Annotated in this window: 12 protein-coding genes; 11 read left to right on the forward strand and 1 reads right to left on the reverse strand. The window is 53.3% G+C overall.

Annotation, left to right across the window (positions count from 1 at the left end):
• Positions 1–30: 30 nt before the first annotated feature.
• Positions 31–1,512 carry a pyruvate kinase gene (pyk, locus tag ACT3TF_RS00885; RefSeq protein ID WP_441686477.1) on the forward strand — a complete coding sequence of 494 codons (1,482 nt, stop codon included), beginning with the start codon at positions 31–33 and terminating at the stop codon, positions 1,510–1,512.
• An 84-nt stretch (positions 1,513–1,596) separates the two neighbouring features.
• The gene (locus ACT3TF_RS00890) at positions 1,597–2,130 is read left to right on the forward strand and encodes a DUF192 domain-containing protein (RefSeq protein WP_096278324.1); all 534 of its coding nucleotides are present in this window, start codon (positions 1,597–1,599) and stop codon (positions 2,128–2,130) included.
• Here ACT3TF_RS00890 and ACT3TF_RS00895 read toward each other — a convergent pair.
• The gene (locus tag ACT3TF_RS00895; protein WP_441686487.1) at positions 2,127–2,987 is read right to left on the reverse strand and encodes a DMT family transporter; all 861 of its coding nucleotides are present in this window, start codon (positions 2,985–2,987) and stop codon (positions 2,127–2,129) included. The genes ACT3TF_RS00890 and ACT3TF_RS00895 overlap by 4 nt on opposite strands.
• 222 nt (positions 2,988–3,209) lie before the next feature.
• Here ACT3TF_RS00895 and ACT3TF_RS00900 point away from each other — a divergent pair, with 222 nt between their 5' ends.
• The 9 genes from ACT3TF_RS00900 to exaC all read left to right on the forward strand — a co-directional run bounded on the left by ACT3TF_RS00900 (position 3,210) and on the right by exaC (position 15,320).
• Complete coding sequence (locus tag ACT3TF_RS00900; RefSeq protein WP_441686478.1) at positions 3,210–4,220, forward strand: DctP family TRAP transporter solute-binding subunit; 1,011 nt, start codon at positions 3,210–3,212, stop codon at positions 4,218–4,220.
• A 64-nt stretch (positions 4,221–4,284) separates the two neighbouring features.
• Positions 4,285–4,764, forward strand: coding sequence for a TRAP transporter small permease (locus tag ACT3TF_RS00905; RefSeq protein WP_096278328.1), 480 nt, complete (start codon positions 4,285–4,287; stop codon positions 4,762–4,764).
• On the forward strand, positions 4,754–6,058 hold the full coding sequence (locus ACT3TF_RS00910) for a TRAP transporter large permease (RefSeq protein WP_096278330.1): 1,305 nt from the start codon (positions 4,754–4,756) through the stop codon (positions 6,056–6,058). Before ACT3TF_RS00905 ends, ACT3TF_RS00910 begins: the two co-directional genes overlap by 11 nt.
• Before the next feature lie 460 nt (positions 6,059–6,518).
• Positions 6,519–7,499 (forward strand): TAXI family TRAP transporter solute-binding subunit, encoded by a 981-nt coding sequence (locus tag ACT3TF_RS00915; protein ID WP_096278333.1) that lies wholly within the window; start codon positions 6,519–6,521, stop codon positions 7,497–7,499.
• A gap of 132 nt (positions 7,500–7,631) precedes the next feature.
• Positions 7,632–10,244, forward strand: coding sequence for a TRAP transporter permease (locus ACT3TF_RS00920; protein ID WP_441686481.1), 2,613 nt, complete (start codon positions 7,632–7,634; stop codon positions 10,242–10,244).
• 11 nt (positions 10,245–10,255) lie between these two features.
• Complete coding sequence (locus ACT3TF_RS00925; RefSeq protein ID WP_096278335.1) at positions 10,256–10,684, forward strand: universal stress protein; 429 nt, start codon at positions 10,256–10,258, stop codon at positions 10,682–10,684.
• A 240-nt stretch (positions 10,685–10,924) separates the two neighbouring features.
• A complete protein-coding gene (locus ACT3TF_RS00930; RefSeq protein WP_441686484.1) occupies positions 10,925–11,437 on the forward strand; it encodes a molybdopterin-dependent oxidoreductase in 513 nt (170 codons plus the stop codon).
• The gene (locus tag ACT3TF_RS00935) at positions 11,427–13,691 is read left to right on the forward strand and encodes an ATP-binding protein (protein ID WP_444671384.1); all 2,265 of its coding nucleotides are present in this window, start codon (positions 11,427–11,429) and stop codon (positions 13,689–13,691) included. Before ACT3TF_RS00930 ends, ACT3TF_RS00935 begins: the two co-directional genes overlap by 11 nt.
• A 108-nt stretch (positions 13,692–13,799) precedes the next feature.
• Positions 13,800–15,320, forward strand: a complete 1,521-nt coding sequence (gene exaC, locus ACT3TF_RS00940) for an acetaldehyde dehydrogenase ExaC (RefSeq protein WP_096278342.1) — start codon at positions 13,800–13,802, stop codon at positions 15,318–15,320.
• Positions 15,321–15,395: the final 75 nt, after the last annotated feature.

Consider the following 15,395-nt stretch of genomic DNA (forward strand, 5'->3'; position numbering starts at 1 on the left):
CTACAGGCTAATTCGCATGGTGGGAATATTATGAGCGCACTGCACTTTTCTTCGATCCGTCGTACCAAAATTGTCGCCACTCTTGGCCCTGCCAGTGATCGTGAGGGCGTATTGGAGGCCATGCTTGCTGCGGGCGTGGATGTGGTGCGTTTAAATTTCTCTCATGGTACCGCCGATGATCACCGTCGACGCTTAATGCAGGTACGTGAAATCGCCGCGAAGCTAGGCCGTAGCGTTGCCGCTTTGGGCGACCTTCAAGGTCCCAAAATCCGTATTGCCCGTTTTCGTGATGGCGCGGTGGTGCTCAAAGAAGGCCAGCCGTTTATTCTCGATATGGCGCTAGATGGCGATGCAGGTGATATTCACCAGGTGGGCTGCGACTACACAACGCTGTCGCAAGATGTCGTAGCAGGTGATCGCCTGTTGCTGGATGATGGTCGCGTCGTTCTAGACGTTGTTCGCGTCAGCGGCCAGCAGGTGTATACCGTTGTGGTCGTGGGCGGCAAGCTTTCCAACCATAAAGGCATCAACAAGCAGGGCGGTGGGCTTTCTGCCCCAGCGTTGACTGAAAAAGATAAAGAAGATCTGAAAACTGCCGTCGAGATTGGCGTGGACTACTTGGCCATTTCTTTCCCCCGCCACGCCGAAGATATGCTGGAGGCGCGCCGCTTGCTGGGCGAGGCGGGCAAAGATATTGGCTTAGTCGCGAAGGTTGAGCGTGCTGAGGCCGTGGCGGATGACGCCACCCTCGACGGTATTATTGAAGCATCGGAAGCGGTGATGGTGGCGCGGGGTGATCTCGGCGTTGAAATTGGCGATGCGAAGCTAGTCGGCGTTCAAAAACGCATGATCAAGCGTGCTCGCTCACTTAATCGCGCGGTGATCACTGCTACACAGATGATGGAAAGCATGATTTCGGCGCCGCTGCCCACACGGGCAGAAGTGTTCGATGTGGCTAACGCCGTGCTGGATGGCAGCGATGCAGTGATGCTCTCAGCGGAGACCGCCGCAGGCGACTACCCGCTTGAAACCGTAGAAGCCATGGCGCGGGTTTGTTTAGGCGCTGAGCGTGAAAAATCAGCCCAAGAATCCGGCCACCGTATTCATGAAGGTTTTGCTCGCCCTGATGAAACCATTGCGCTTTCAGCGATGTATGCCGCGAATCATATGACCGGCGTTAGCGCGATTGCCTGCATGACGTCTTCTGGCTACACGCCGCTGATTGCATCGCGTATTCGTTCTGGTTTGCCGATCGTGGGTCTGGCACACAACCCTATCGCACAGCGCCGCATGGCACTGTATCGCGGGGTGGTGTCGCTACCTTTTGATACGTCTGAAATGTCACCCACCGAGCTAAATGAACGTGCGCTTGAACTGCTGGTGAAAACCGGTATCTCAAAAGCCGGAGATCACGTGATTCTGACCCGCGGCGATCACATGAACGCTCATGGGGGCACTAATACGATGAAAGTGATGGAGATTACCGACCAGCACGCTGAGCATAACGGCTAATAGACGACGTGGCTGGATGCTGGCCTGCTGCTGATAGGTTCCCCATATGCTGGGGAGTTACGCGCATCATAAAAGGAAGTACGCATGAACTCTACGCGTCGCACGCTGCTTAAGGCGTCGTTACTGTTACCGCTGGCGGCACTGTTGCCGATGTCGTTACTTAGTGCTGTGGCGTGGGGGCAGGCGAAGCCAGCCGGCCTGCAAACGCTGGCGCTTGCTATTCATAGCGAGGATGGCCCGCATCGTGTAGACGTTGAAGTGGCGGAAACGATTGCTCAGCGTCAGCGTGGTTTGATGGAGCGTGAGAGCATGCCAGCAAGCAGTGGCATGCTGTTTCGGTTTGAGAGAGAACAGTCGGCTAACAATGCCTTTTGGATGTATCACACGCTAATTCCCCTCGATATTGCCTTTATCGATGGCAATGGGCAGATTGTCGCCATCAATACCATGCCGCCTTGCGAGTCCTCTGAGCCCAGTCGTTGCCCTTCTTATCCGGCCGGTGCCGCGTATTACTCGGCGCTAGAGGTTAACGGCGGATACTTTGCCGAGCGCGGTATTAAAGTGGGCGACTGTGTATCGGTCCCTGATGATGCAGGTTTCTGCCAGCCCGCACCCTAAGCTAGACGGGGTGCGCGGCGGAATTTAATTACAATCAGCGCGATACCTGAGACCACCAATCCTCCACCTATCAGCTTGTGAATGCCTAGGCTGTCGCCCATCAGCAGCGCGCCTAGGCCCACCGCAAATACGGGCGTTAGAAGCGTCATGGGAATGACGCGATTGATCGGATGGCGCCGCAAAAGTGTGTACCAAATCCCGTAAGCGACAATCGATGACATGACAGCGGTGTAAATGATTGCTCCCCAGCCCACCCAGCTTGCCTGCTTAATTGCCTGCCATTGACCACTTTCAAATAGCCACGACCCTAGCGCTACCTGAGGTACTGCAAACAGCGCCACCCAGCCTGCGAGTGCCAGTGGGGCAATCGGTGGGCCGCGCTTAATTAACAGCTGCGAGATTGCCCAGCCTAATGCGCTCAGCAGCAAGATAGTTAATGGCAAAGGCGACGGCAGCGTTGGCCCTCCCGCAATGACGGCTATGCCGGCAAAGGAGAGCAGCAGCCCGACGATACGCTTAGGCCACAGCCGTTCCTTAAAAAACACCACGGCCAATAACGTGGCAAACGGTGTACCCATTTGCACGAGCAGCGCGCCGGTACCCGCTTCCGCGTGCTCTAAACCAATGAATAGCAGTGCAAAGTGAAGACTGCCGAACGTCACTGATAGTAGCAGTAAAAACGGCAGCTGCGCGCGTGCGACGGGATAGAAGGGTACTAGCAACGCTGCGACCAGCATAAAGCGAATGGTGGTTATCAATAGCGGCGGTAGTTCTTCCACGCCTACCTTGATAACAATGATGTTTAACGCCCATATAGCGATAACGAAGAGGCCGAGCAGCAGGTCGCGTAGGGGCACGTTGATGTCCATGGCAGGAAGGAAACAGATAGCCATTGTAACAGCTTGAGAGAGCGCCAAAATAATACAGCGATAGAGACTATCTTTGCCATGCCGACCTTAGGCGTCTTTCTTTCGCGCGCTAAGTGAATACAATAAGTGTGGCTTCAACGAAAAGCCTCGCCACGGCTATCCGCACGCATCCTAAATGTACATCATAAAAATAGATAAAAAGGAATCACCATGACGCTGACACGCTCAATGGCTCGTTTGACTGCCGGCTTGGCCGGTGCGGCACTACTTTCTGCCTCCCTTTCTGCTCAAGCCCGCGAACTTTCGGTTTCTACCGTGTTGTCTGACGCGTTTCCCTGGGGGCAGGCCGCCGAGAAGTGGGCTGAGTTAGTAGAAGAGCGCAGCGACGGTGAGCTGACGCTGCGTGTGTATCCCAACTCCCAGCTGGTTTCTGGCGATCAGACGCGCGAATTTTCCGCCATGCGCTCGGGTTTAATCGACGCCGCGGTGGGCTCGACGATTAACTGGTCGCCTCAGGTGCCAGAACTTAACCTCTTTTCTTTGCCGTTTTTCATTCCAGATGAAGCCGCGGTCGATGCGGTGACCGGTGGTGAAGCGGGCGACTTGGTGTTTGCAGCGATCGAATCGCGTGGTGTTATTCCATTAGCGTGGGGCGAGAATGGCTTCCGCCAAGTCTCGAACTCACGCGAGGCGATTACTCAGCCCGATGATTTAGACGGCTTGAAGATTCGCGTGGTGGGTTCGCCGCTGTTCCAGGATACGTTCTCGGCACTCGGTGCGGACCCCACGCAAATGAGCTGGACCGACGCGCAGCCGGCGTTAACTACCGGGGCTGTCGACGGTCAAGAAAACCCGCTGTCTGTATTTGACGTGGCGCGTATAGACCAAGTTGGCCAGGCGCATTTAACGCTTTGGAACTATATGAATGATCCGCTGATTTTTGCGGTGAATCAGCAGGTATGGGCGTCGCTGAGCGAAGAGCAGCAAACCATGCTGCGCGAAACTGCGTTAGAAGCTGGTGAGTGGGAAATCGCGATGACCCGTGAAGAAGAGAGCGAACGCTTGGCCGCCATCGAGGAGCGCGGCGTGACGGTAACCGAGCTTACCGATGAGCAGTATCAGGCGTTTGTTGAGGCCACGCAGTCGGTCTATGAGAAATGGGTGCCACGGATTGGTGAAGACGTCGTCAACGCTGCTCAAGCGGCCATTGATGCCCGCTAAGCGATCTCTATGACCGTTTACTACCGGCCCCAACGGCCGGTAGCTTTGTTGCTGTGAGGCTGCCATGAAAGGCTTTCCTGATGCCCGCCTTGAACGCTGGTTGGGCGCGCTGGCATTAAGTATTATCTCTTTGATTAGTCTTGGAAATGTTGTTACTCGCTACTTAACCGGCGGCTCTTTTTCGTTCACCGAAGAGTTTTCCGTTTTTTTGCTAGTGATTCTGACCTTTGCCGGCGCCTCGGTGGCGCTGCGGCGTAACCGGCACATCCGCATTAGCTTTTTAGAGCGCGCATTGCCGCCGAAGTACCGCCGCGGACTGATCGTATTGCAAGCGCTGTGCGTTGCCATTGTGCTGGGTTTGATCTCTTGGTATGGCGGTAAATTAGCCTGGCAAGAGTATCAGTGGGAGTCACTTTCGCCAGGGCTTGGGTTGCCCCAGTGGTGGTATTTAGTATGGCTACCGGTCCTGACAGCCGCCATGCTCTGGCGGTTGGTACAGCAGACGCATGACCGTTTGACGGGGAGACTCTCCGATGAGCCCTGATGTATGGATGATTCTGGCCTTTGCAGGGTTATTGATTGCTGGCGTGCCGGTGGCATTTTCATTGGCGCTTTCCGGCGCGGTGGGCATCGTAATTGGACTGTCGCCGGATATGCTTGCCACGTTAGGCACTAATACCTACAACAGCATCGCTAAATATCCCCTGATTGCGATTCCGCTGTTCATTTTAACCGGGCTTATTTTTGAACGCTCAGGCGTGGCACTGCGGCTTGTGCGCTTTGCTCAGGCGTTGATTGGCCCCCGCCATGGTGGCTTGGCGTTAGTGGCGGTACTGGTATGCATGATTATGGGGGGCATGAGCGGTTCAGGGCCCGCCGATGCGGCGGCTGTCGCGATGGTGATGCTACCCAGTATGACCAAAGCCGGTTATCCCAAACCTTTCTCAGCCACGCTGATCGCAGCATCGGCTTCTACCGCGATTCTTATTCCACCCTCAGTGGCGCTGATTCTTTACTCGATTGTCGTGCCCGGCGTTGATCTACGTGCTCTTTTTGCGGCGGGTTTGTTTCCAGGGATTTTGGCGGGCATCGCGCTGTTAGTCCCTGCGATGATTGTTTCCAAACGCTATGGCTGGGAAGGCGGAACACCGGTGGAAGGCGCTGAGCAGCTCAGCGTGCGCACCACGTTTAAGCAGGCGATACCGGCGCTATTTGCACCGGTGCTGATTCTAGGCGGCCTGCGCTCGGGCCTATTTACACCGACAGAAGCCGCCGTTGTCGCGGTTGCATATGGGGCACTAGTTGGGCTGTTTTTCACCCGCGAGCTATCGCTTCGCGATTTGTGGGAGCTGCTCGGCGAAGCGGCGATTATTTCCGGTGTGGTGATGTTAATTATCGCCCTGGCGGGTATTTTTGCCTGGGCGGGGACAATGCTGGGCACCTTCCGTCATTTAGCGGAATGGGTGATTGGCCTGACCGACAACGGCGTATTACTGCTTGTTTTGGTGATGCTGGCGGTGTTGGTGGCGGGCATGTTGCTGGATGCCATCTCGATTTACTTAATCATGATGCCCATTCTGATTCCCGTGATGCAGCACTTTGAGTGGAATCCGGTATGGTTTGGCATTCTCTTAGCGATGAATATTGCGATCGGGCAGTTTACGCCGCCGGTTGCGGTCAATTTAATGGTGACCACCGAAGTGGCAAAAATTCGCTTGGAACAAACGATTGGGTGGGCGCTGCTGTTTGTGGTCGCGATGGGCTGTGCGCTGGCGCTGGTCGCACTGTTCCCCGCAATCGCGCTGTGGCTACCCACTGTACTGGGCTATAACGTTTAATAAGCGCTTAGTCCCTGGCACATAAGAACCCTGGAGGTCGAGCAAACTGCGAAAATCATTATTCCCTATGCGAAAACGGTATGGGGTTTAACGCTTACTAAACGTTACCGGCCGTTAAACTACTATCTTCCGCGGTCATATGCGCTTTAAATGGACGATGAGGCGACGACTCATTGCCAAGCGTGCTTTTTCGTTAAGCATTTTGTTTTTCGCCAAACGTTTTGTTTTTCGCTAAAGTAGTAATAACAGGTAGCCATGCCGGTGCCTGTCACAGATTGTCTAAGCAATAGATTATCTGCAGATATAGCACGCCTTTAGAACAGGAGGCTTGCAGAGCAGAATGTCTTGAAATCGTTTTGGGGCACGAACACCTTAGGGAACGGTTCACAGGGTGAAACCAAAACGCGCGATGTTCACAACATAAACTACGCTAATAACATCAAGATAAAGAGGTATGTTCATGAAACGCCATGCATTTTCCACTGCCGCCTTCTCGGGTGCGCTCATTGCTGCAGCGACCTTCGCGTCACCTGCGGTGGCACAAGAGCGCTACATCACTATCGGTACAGGCGGCCAAACCGGTGTTTACTACGTCGTCGGCCAGTCTGTTTGCCGTATGGTTAACCGTGGCAGCGACGAGCACAACATTCGCTGTAACGCACCGTCTACCGGTGGTTCGGTTGCTAACGTTAACGGCATGAAGAGCGGCGAGTTGGACATGGGCGTTGTTCAGTCTGATGTTCAATACCGCGCTTACAATGGCGAAGCCAACTTCGAAGAAGAAGGACCTTGGGAAGAGATGCGCTCGGTATTCACCATGCATGGTGAGCCGCTAACCGTGGTTGCTCGTGCTGATTCCGGCATTGAGACCATCAGCGATTTCCCTGGCAAGCGTGTCAACATCGGTAACCCGGGTTCTGGTCAGCGTAATACCATGGATGTGGTCATGGAGGCGTTTGGCTGGGACGAAGACACCTTTGCGCTGGCGTCTCAGCTAGATGCCGCCGAGCAGTCTGCAGCCCTGTCAGATAACAACATCGATGCGATGGTCTATGTTGTTGGTCACCCGAACGGTTCTATCCAAGAAGCCACGACTACCATCGATGCGCGCTTAGTGCCGGTGACCGGTGATGAAATCGACGCGCTGATTGAAGAGTACCCGTACTACACCCGCTCTGTGATTCCGGGTGGCCTGTACCGTGGTAACGACGAAGACGTTGAAACCTTTGGCGTTGCCGCTACCTTCGTTTCGTCAGCCGATGTTGATGAAGACATTGTCTATGAAACAGTGAAAGCAGTATTTGAAAACTTTGATCGCTTCAAGCGTCTGCACCCAGCGTTTGAAAATCTTAACGAAGAAGACATGATCTCTGACGGCTTAACCGCCCCGTTGCATGACGGCGCAGCGCGTTATTACCGTGAGCGTGGCTGGATCGAGTAAGTTTAAGCACCAGCGTAAAGATAGGTCGGTGAGTAGTATTCACCTCGAGTAGTAAAGCGCGGGCACCCTGGGTGTCCGCGCTTCTTGTTGAAAGCGCTGATTGTCAGCGCTGACCATAGGCAGGGCAAGCGTATGCGTGATGACAAACAACCTTCGGCGGTCGCTGAAAGTGACCTAGAGGATATGGTTGCTTCCAGCGACTCGGGGGCAAGAAAGCCCGCAGGCGTGCCGGGGAAACTGTTGGTAAGCATTGCAGCGATATGGTCGCTGTTTCAACTTTGGATAGCTTCACCGCTGCCGTATATGGTGGGGGTCGGTATATTTAATGCCACTGAATCACGCTCGATTCATTTGGCGTTCGCGCTGTTTCTTGCCTTTATGGCTTACCCCGCATTTAAGCGCTCACCGCGTGACCGCATTCCGCTTCAAGACTGGGCGTTGGCAGCGGTAGCTGCTTTTTGCGGTTTGTACTTATTTATTTTTTATGCCGATTTAGCACAGCGCCCTGGGCGTCCTATCACTCAAGATATCGTGATTGGCGTGCTTGGCATCATTATGTTGTTAGAAGCCACCCGGCGTGCGCTGGGGCCGCCGTTAATGATCGTGGCGGGATTGTTTATTGCCTACTCGCTGTTTGGCCCTTACATGCCGGGCATTTTGGCCCACCGCGGTGTGAGTTTGGGCGGTTTGATTAATCACCAGTGGCTGGGCACCCAGGGGGTGTTTGGTATTGCGCTGGGCGTTTCTACCAGTTTTGTTTTCCTATTTGTTCTGTTTGGCGCACTGCTTGAGAAAGCCGGTGCGGGTAACTATTTCATTAAAGTCGCTTTTTCCATGCTGGGCCATTTGAAAGGCGGGCCAGCCAAAGCCGCCGTCGTGGCGTCAGGGTTGACTGGCTTGATCTCAGGATCGTCGATTGCCAATACAGTAACCACGGGTACGTTTACGATCCCGATGATGAAGCGCGTTGGCTTCAGTGCAGAAAAAGCGGGCGCTGTTGAAGTTGCCTCCTCAGTGAATGGCCAAATCATGCCGCCGGTCATGGGCGCCGCTGCGTTCTTGATGGTCGAGTACGTGGGCATTTCGTACGTCGAAGTTATTAAGCATGCCTTTTTGCCTGCGATCATTTCCTATATTGCCCTTATCTATATTGTTCACCTTGAAGCCTTAAAGGCGGATATGAAGGGGCTGCCTTCAAGCAATCCTAAACGCCCTTTGCTGAACAAGATTCTTGGCTTTATGACCGGCCTGATTTTGTTGATGGCGCTATCGTTTGTCGTTTATTACGGCCTTGGCTGGCTCAAGCCGGTATTAGGTGATGCGGCCCCCTGGGTCGTGTCTGTGGGTTTGGCGGTCATTTATGTCGGGCTATTGAAAGTTAGTTCGAACTACCCAGAACTTGAGATGGATGACCCGAATACTGCGGTGTTAACGCTGCCACAAACGCGGCCGACGGTCATGGTGGGGCTGCATTACATCCTGCCGGTTGTCGTACTGGTGTGGTGTTTGATGGTTGAGCGCATGTCTCCAGGGCTGTCAGCATTTTGGGCAACCATGTTTATGATCTTTATTATGCTCACTCAGCGGCCCGTGATCGCTTTTTTCCGTGGCCACAGCAAGTTCGCGGCGGATGTCAAAGAGGGCTTTAAAGACCTTTGGGACGGTCTTGTGGCCGGTGCGCGCAACATGATTGGTATTGGTATTGCCACCGCTACCGCCGGTATTGTGGTAGGCGCCGTGTCTCAGACCGGCGTGGGCTTAGTGCTAGCAGACGTCGTGGAGATTCTTTCCGGCGGCAACTTGATGATGATTTTGCTGCTTACCGCGCTGTTAAGCCTGATTTTGGGCATGGGCTTACCGACCACGGCCAACTACATTGTAGTTTCCGCGCTCATGGCGCCGGTGATTGTATTGTTGGGTCAGCAGAATGGACTGATTGTACCGCTGATTGCCGTGCATCTATTCGTGTTCTACTTCGGCATCATGGCGGACGTAACGCCCCCGGTGGGGTTAGCCTCATTCGCTGCGGCCGCGGTGTCAGGAGGCGACCCCTTGCGCACCGGTTTCCAGGCGTTTTACTACAGCCTACGCACGGCGGCACTGCCGTTCCTGTTCATCTTCAATACCGATTTGTTGCTGATCGATGTCACGGTGATGCAAGGCATTTTGGTGTTTATTGTCGCGACCAGCGCCATGTTGATATTTGCGGCGGGTACGCAAGGCTACATGCTTGTTCGTAGCCGCTGGTATGAATCGCTGTTACTGCTGCTAGTGGCCTTTACGCTGTTCCGCCCAGGTTTCTGGATGGACAGAATTCACAATCCTTACGAGTCAATTCCGCCAACTCAGTTTGCCGAAGCGCTAGGCAACGTCGAGGATGGCAGTAACCTGCGCGTGCAAATCGCCGGCGTCAATGATTACGGTGATCCAATGACGACCTACGTTCTGGTTCCTGTTCCTAGCGGTGATTCGGGTGAAGAACGTATGGAGGCACTGGGCATGGAGCTCGTCGCGGATGGCGATAAAGCCATGGTCGACTTCATTGAGTTTGGCAGCCAGGCGGCTGAGTTAGGCTTTGATTTTGATCAAGAGATCATTGAAGTGCTGGCGCCCGTGAATCGTTGGACCAAAGAGTGGCTGTGGATTCCGGCGCTCATTATCTTTGGCCTGGTGGTATTGCTTCAGCGCCGTCGGCGAGTAAAACAAACCGACGAGCCTGATAGTAAACCAGCAGCAACGGTCTAAAGGAGGTCATCATGTATCAGAAAATTCTACTGCCTGTGGATCTCAACGAAGAGGCTTCATGGAAGAAAGCATTGCCGACAGCGATTACGTTGTGTGAAACCTTTGGAGCATCGCTACATGTAATAACGGTGTTGCCGGAATTTAAGCTGCCTATGGTTGGCGCTTATTTCCCCAAAGACTTTTCGAAAAAAGCGCATGAAGCCATGACAGAAACCCAGCATGCTTTCATTCAGGCCAATGTTCCTGAAGGTATTAAAACGCAGAGCATCATCGTAGATGGATCTCCCTGGGAGGCCATCATCAAGGTGGGTAAAAAACTCAACGTTGATCTGATTGTGATGGCATCTCACACCAAGCGAAAGTTTGTCGACTATGTGCTAGGCCCTAACGCCGAACATGTTGTCCATCACGCCAAAGTGTCGGTCATGATTGTGCGCTAGAAAGGTGCGGATGAACTGCGCGCCTTGAAGGCACAGATCTGAAGACATAGATCTTGAAGACATAGATCTTGAAGACATTGACCTTGAAGACATAGATAAAGTGGTACATCTTATAAACTCCGGGCGAATAGCTCGGAGTTTTTTTGTCACAAGATAACGCGATGTTACAACGGTATTGAATTCATGTCTCATTGCGCGCTGACGGCTTATTTACACAGTAATCAGATTGAGGTGACGGCGGTGAAAGCATCTTTAATAGGTTGGGCAATACTGATGCTTGGCGTACCTCTTGTGGGGTGGGCTAGCGCGTCAGAGCCGCTGAATTTGTCGAATGCCCCCGTGCTTCTGACGGTGAGTGGCAATATTGCGTTTGAGAACGCGGGGCATGAAGTGCAGCTTGATCTCGCTACGTTAGAGGCACTACCGCAGTATGAGTTTGCAACGAATACGCCATGGACTGCCGAGGTTAATCATTATCGTGGACCGTTAATGCGTGATCTTCTATCACATTTAAACGCCGATACCGATACGGTGCACGTCGCAGCGCTGGATGGCTATGAAGCCGATATACCAGTCAGTGATTTTGAGAAATACGAGGTTATTTTGGCATTAACAAAAGACGGCGCCGCTATTCCGGTTCGCGAGCTCGGCCCGCTGTGGATACTTTATCCTTTTGACCAGGATGATGCGCTGCTAAGCGAAAAAATGCGCTTTAGATCGGTATGGCAGGTTATGCACATCAATGTCCGTTAGCGGTTTAACCACGCAGGTATCAAGCCTACTGCGCTACCCGCGGCGCCTTAAGTTCGCAGCAATCATTGCCGTACTATTATTCGCCGGTGCATTAGTGGTGGCCACGCTGGCAGCCTGGCGACAGGATAATCTTACCCAAAGTTTGCGCGAAGATACTGCTTGGGTTGTTTATAAGCTGGACCGTGATGCGGTTCAACTGGTCAATCATGTACTGACATTGGATCATCAACCGCTAACGCCAGCGGAGCGCTATGCGCTTACCCTTCGCTTTGAACTGCTGTATAGCCGAATTACGTTACTCAACGAGGGAGACGTCAGCGCGTTATTACAAAATATCACGACTGCACGCGAGCTGTTTAGCCAGATCCAAACGCAGGTAGATGGGCTGGATATGATGTTCAGGGCTTTTGGGGTGCCTGACCACCGAGGCGTGTCACAGCCACTCCCGCTGGCGGCATTGGGAGATAAACTTCAGACACTGACGCGAAGTACCGAGCGTCTTGTTATTGCTATTAACGGCTACTTAGCGGAGTCGGCGACGGCAGAGCGAGAACAGCTCAGCCTGCTCTACAGACTTCTTATGACGTTGATCGTCGCAATGAGTTTAGCGGCCTTTTTGGTGGTCGCTTTTTTAGTGCGTGAAACACGCGAAAGTGCAGCGATAAGGCGCGAGCAGGCACAGCTTGCTCTACAGTTGGAAGTGACCGCTAAACAGGCGCAGGCGGCGAACCAAGCAAAATCGGATTTTTTAGCGATCGTTAGCCATGAAATTCGCACGCCTTTGAACGGTGTCATTGGTATGAGCGAGCTATTGCGTGAATCTGTAAGTCCTGCACAGGTAGAAGACTACGCCTATACGATCCACGATAGCGCTAATCAGCTGCTATCAATGATCAATGAAATTCTCGATTTCTCGAAAATTGAGGCCGGGCACTTAGCCCTTCAAACATCGCCCACGGCTATTCGTTTACTGGTCGACAGCGTGGTGGAACTATTTACGCCGCGGATAAAAATGAAGGAATTAACCTTTAGCGTTGACGTGGACACGCGGGTACCCGCTTGGGTGATGGTCGATGCAGGGCGGCTCAGGCAAATATTACTTAATCTTATCGCCAATGCGATTAAATTCACCGACTACGGTGGGATCAGCGTTCAAGTCTCCACTAAGTTCGATCAGCTAGTATTTGAAATTAGCGACACGGGATGTGGGCTGAGTGAACATCAGCAGGCCCGCCTTTTTGAGCCTTTTCAGCAGGCCGATGAGTCCGTGACTCGGCGTTTTGGTGGAACCGGATTGGGCCTGGCGATTTGCAAACGCCTAAGCGAGGCGATGCAAGGACGAATAGTCGTGTCGAGCCATCTTGGCCAAGGCAGTATCTTTCGGTGTGAGCTGCCCTTGGTGGAGGCGGATCCGGTGTCAGTGTCATTGCCCAGCGCACCTCAACAGGACTTTACTGGCATAACGTTGCTGCTAGTCGAAGATAACGCGGTGAATCGCAAAGTGGCGATTGGTTTATTATCCCGTTTAGGTTGCGATGTCGTGTGGGCTGAAAATGGCCAGGATGCACTTGCCATGGCTCAGTCTCAACAGGTGCATCTTATCTTTATGGATATCCAGCTGCCCGATATGGATGGCCTTACGGTCGCACAGCTTATGCGCGAGCAGGGTGGCTGGCTTGACAGTGTGCCTATCGTCGCTATGACGGCGGGTGGCGCGGAGGATGACCGCCAACGCTGTCTTGCGGCGGGCATGAGCGATTACCTTACCAAACCGCTGTCGCTATCTGCGCTAAGTAGCCTGCTGGCATCGCAGCTTTTTGCCACGCCCGACGCGGCTTCTCTGCCAGCGCTGCCGGTCTTGCAAACGCAGCTCGGCGCGCAGTCATTACTCAATACCGACACGCTGAACATGCTAAAAGCGACCCTAGGCGATGTGAGCTTGACGCAGCTGATCACGCTTTATCACCAGCAAGTAAGTGATTACTGCGAGCAGCTAACGGCCTGCCTAGCGCAGGCCCCTCTCAGCAATGAGCAGCAACAGCAGGTCGTACGTTTGGCGCACCAGCTGCGCGGCGAATCTGTGAGTATGGGAGCCGACAAGCTGGCCGACCAGGCGCAGCAGCTGGAAACATTAATGACAACGGATCCGTTCACGCAAAGCAAACGAGATGAGATATTTAGCGCGTTACGCTTAACGGCGTCGCACACTCATGCAGCGATGGAGAAATGGTGTCGTGAGCACCTATCAGGCTGAGCCTGTAACAGTGAGGGCTAGTACTGCCATTGTTGTATATCGCTACGGGCCATACTGAATAACACTGTAAGCGTGTTTTGAATAATCATAATGCTCAGGAGCCTTTCAATGATCTACGCCAACCCTAGTGACACTGGTTCAGTGGTGTCATTTGAAAAACGCTACGGCAACTATATCGGCGGTGAGTTTGTCGCCCCGGTGAAAGGCCAGTACTTCGATAATATTAGCCCCGTCAACGGCAAGGTGTTTTGCGAAATTCCTCGCTCTACTGCAGAAGATATTGATAAAGCGCTTGATGCGGCCCATAAAGCGGCGCCTGCATGGGGGAAAACGTCTGCCCAAGAGCGCAGTAACATTTTGCTGAAAATCGCCGATCGCATTGAGCAAAATCTTGAAATGCTGGCGGTGGCCGAAACTTGGGATAATGGTAAGGCCGTCCGGGAAACGCTCAATGCCGATATTCCTCTGGCCGTTGATCATTTTCGCTACTTTGCAGGCTGTATTCGCGCCCAGGAAGGCTCGGCAGCAGACATTGATGCCAATACTGTTTCCTATCATTTCCACGAGCCACTAGGCGTTGTAGGGCAAATTATCCCCTGGAACTTCCCAATTCTAATGGCTGTTTGGAAACTGGCGCCCGCACTCGCCGCAGGTAACTGCGTGGTATTGAAGCCCGCGGAGCAAACGCCTGCGTCGATTTTGAAAGTGGCGGAGTTGATTGGCGACCTGCTGCCCGCCGGTGTGTTGAACATTGTTAACGGCTTTGGTGCAGAGGCAGGGCAGGCGCTGGCGAGCAGTAAGCGTATCGCTAAAATTGCCTTTACCGGCTCTACCCCCGTTGGCTCACATATTCTTAAATGCGCGGCAGAAAATATTATTCCCTCTACCGTAGAGCTGGGCGGCAAGTCACCGAATATTTATTTTGCCGATATCATGAATGCCGAACCGACGTTTATTGATAAGGCGGTAGAAGGGCTAGTGCTGGCATTCTTCAACCAAGGCGAAGTGTGTACCTGCCCGTCACGTGCGCTTATCCAAGAGAGTATGTACGACGAGTTCATGGCCAAGGTGCTGGAACGCACCAAGCTTATTAAGCGCGGCAATCCGCTGGATACCGATGTACAGGTAGGTGCGCAGGCTTCTCAAGAGCAGTTCGACAAGATCATGTCGTACATGGATATTGCTCGCGATGAAGGCGCCGAGTTCCTCACCGGCGGTGAGAAAGAAGTTCTTGATGACAGCATCAACAGCGGTTACTACATTCAGCCCACGTTGTTGAAAGGCAATAACCAGATGCGCGTCTTCCAAGAAGAGATTTTTGGGCCGGTGGTGGCGGTCACCACGTTTAAAGATGAAGCAGAGGCGTTAGCGATTGCCAACGATACCGAGTTTGGTCTGGGCGCGGGCGTGTGGAGCCGCGATATTAACGTTGCCTTTCGTATGGGCCGTGGTATCCAAGCCGGTCGCGTATGGACCAACTGCTACCATCAGTATCCTGCTCACGCGGCTTTCGGTGGCTACAAGAAATCTGGCGTTGGCCGCGAAACGCATAAGGTGGCGCTTGAGCACTATCAGCAAACCAAAAACCTGCTGATTAGCTACGATATAAACCCGTTAGGCTTTTTCTAACGCTTAGACGCTAGCGACGCGCGTATGCGTGCAAAAAATCCCGACCATGTGTGGTCGGGATTTTTGTTTTGGCTG

Origin of the sequence: Halomonas sp. AOP25-F1-15 (assembly GCF_052378675.1) — a bacterium.
In the GTDB taxonomy this organism is placed as follows: Bacteria; Pseudomonadota; Gammaproteobacteria; order Pseudomonadales; family Halomonadaceae; genus Vreelandella; species Vreelandella casei.

Excerpts from the sequence above, each read along its gene's own strand:
- ACT3TF_RS00935 (WP_444671384.1), top strand. The coding sequence starts at position 11,427 with ATGTCCGTTAGCGGTTTAACCACGCAGGTATCAAGCCTACTGCGCTAC.
- ACT3TF_RS00910 (WP_096278330.1), top strand. The coding sequence starts at position 4,754 with ATGAGCCCTGATGTATGGATGATTCTGGCCTTTGCAGGGTTATTGATT.
- ACT3TF_RS00915 (WP_096278333.1), top strand. The coding sequence starts at position 6,519 with ATGAAACGCCATGCATTTTCCACTGCCGCCTTCTCGGGTGCGCTCATT.
- ACT3TF_RS00925 (WP_096278335.1), top strand. The coding sequence starts at position 10,256 with ATGTATCAGAAAATTCTACTGCCTGTGGATCTCAACGAAGAGGCTTCA.
- exaC (WP_096278342.1), top strand. The coding sequence starts at position 13,800 with ATGATCTACGCCAACCCTAGTGACACTGGTTCAGTGGTGTCATTTGAA.
- ACT3TF_RS00890 (WP_096278324.1), top strand. The coding sequence starts at position 1,597 with ATGAACTCTACGCGTCGCACGCTGCTTAAGGCGTCGTTACTGTTACCG.
- pyk (WP_441686477.1), top strand. The coding sequence starts at position 31 with ATGAGCGCACTGCACTTTTCTTCGATCCGTCGTACCAAAATTGTCGCC.
- ACT3TF_RS00920 (WP_441686481.1), top strand. The coding sequence starts at position 7,632 with ATGCGTGATGACAAACAACCTTCGGCGGTCGCTGAAAGTGACCTAGAG.
- ACT3TF_RS00905 (WP_096278328.1), top strand. The coding sequence starts at position 4,285 with ATGAAAGGCTTTCCTGATGCCCGCCTTGAACGCTGGTTGGGCGCGCTG.
- ACT3TF_RS00900 (WP_441686478.1), top strand. The coding sequence starts at position 3,210 with ATGACGCTGACACGCTCAATGGCTCGTTTGACTGCCGGCTTGGCCGGT.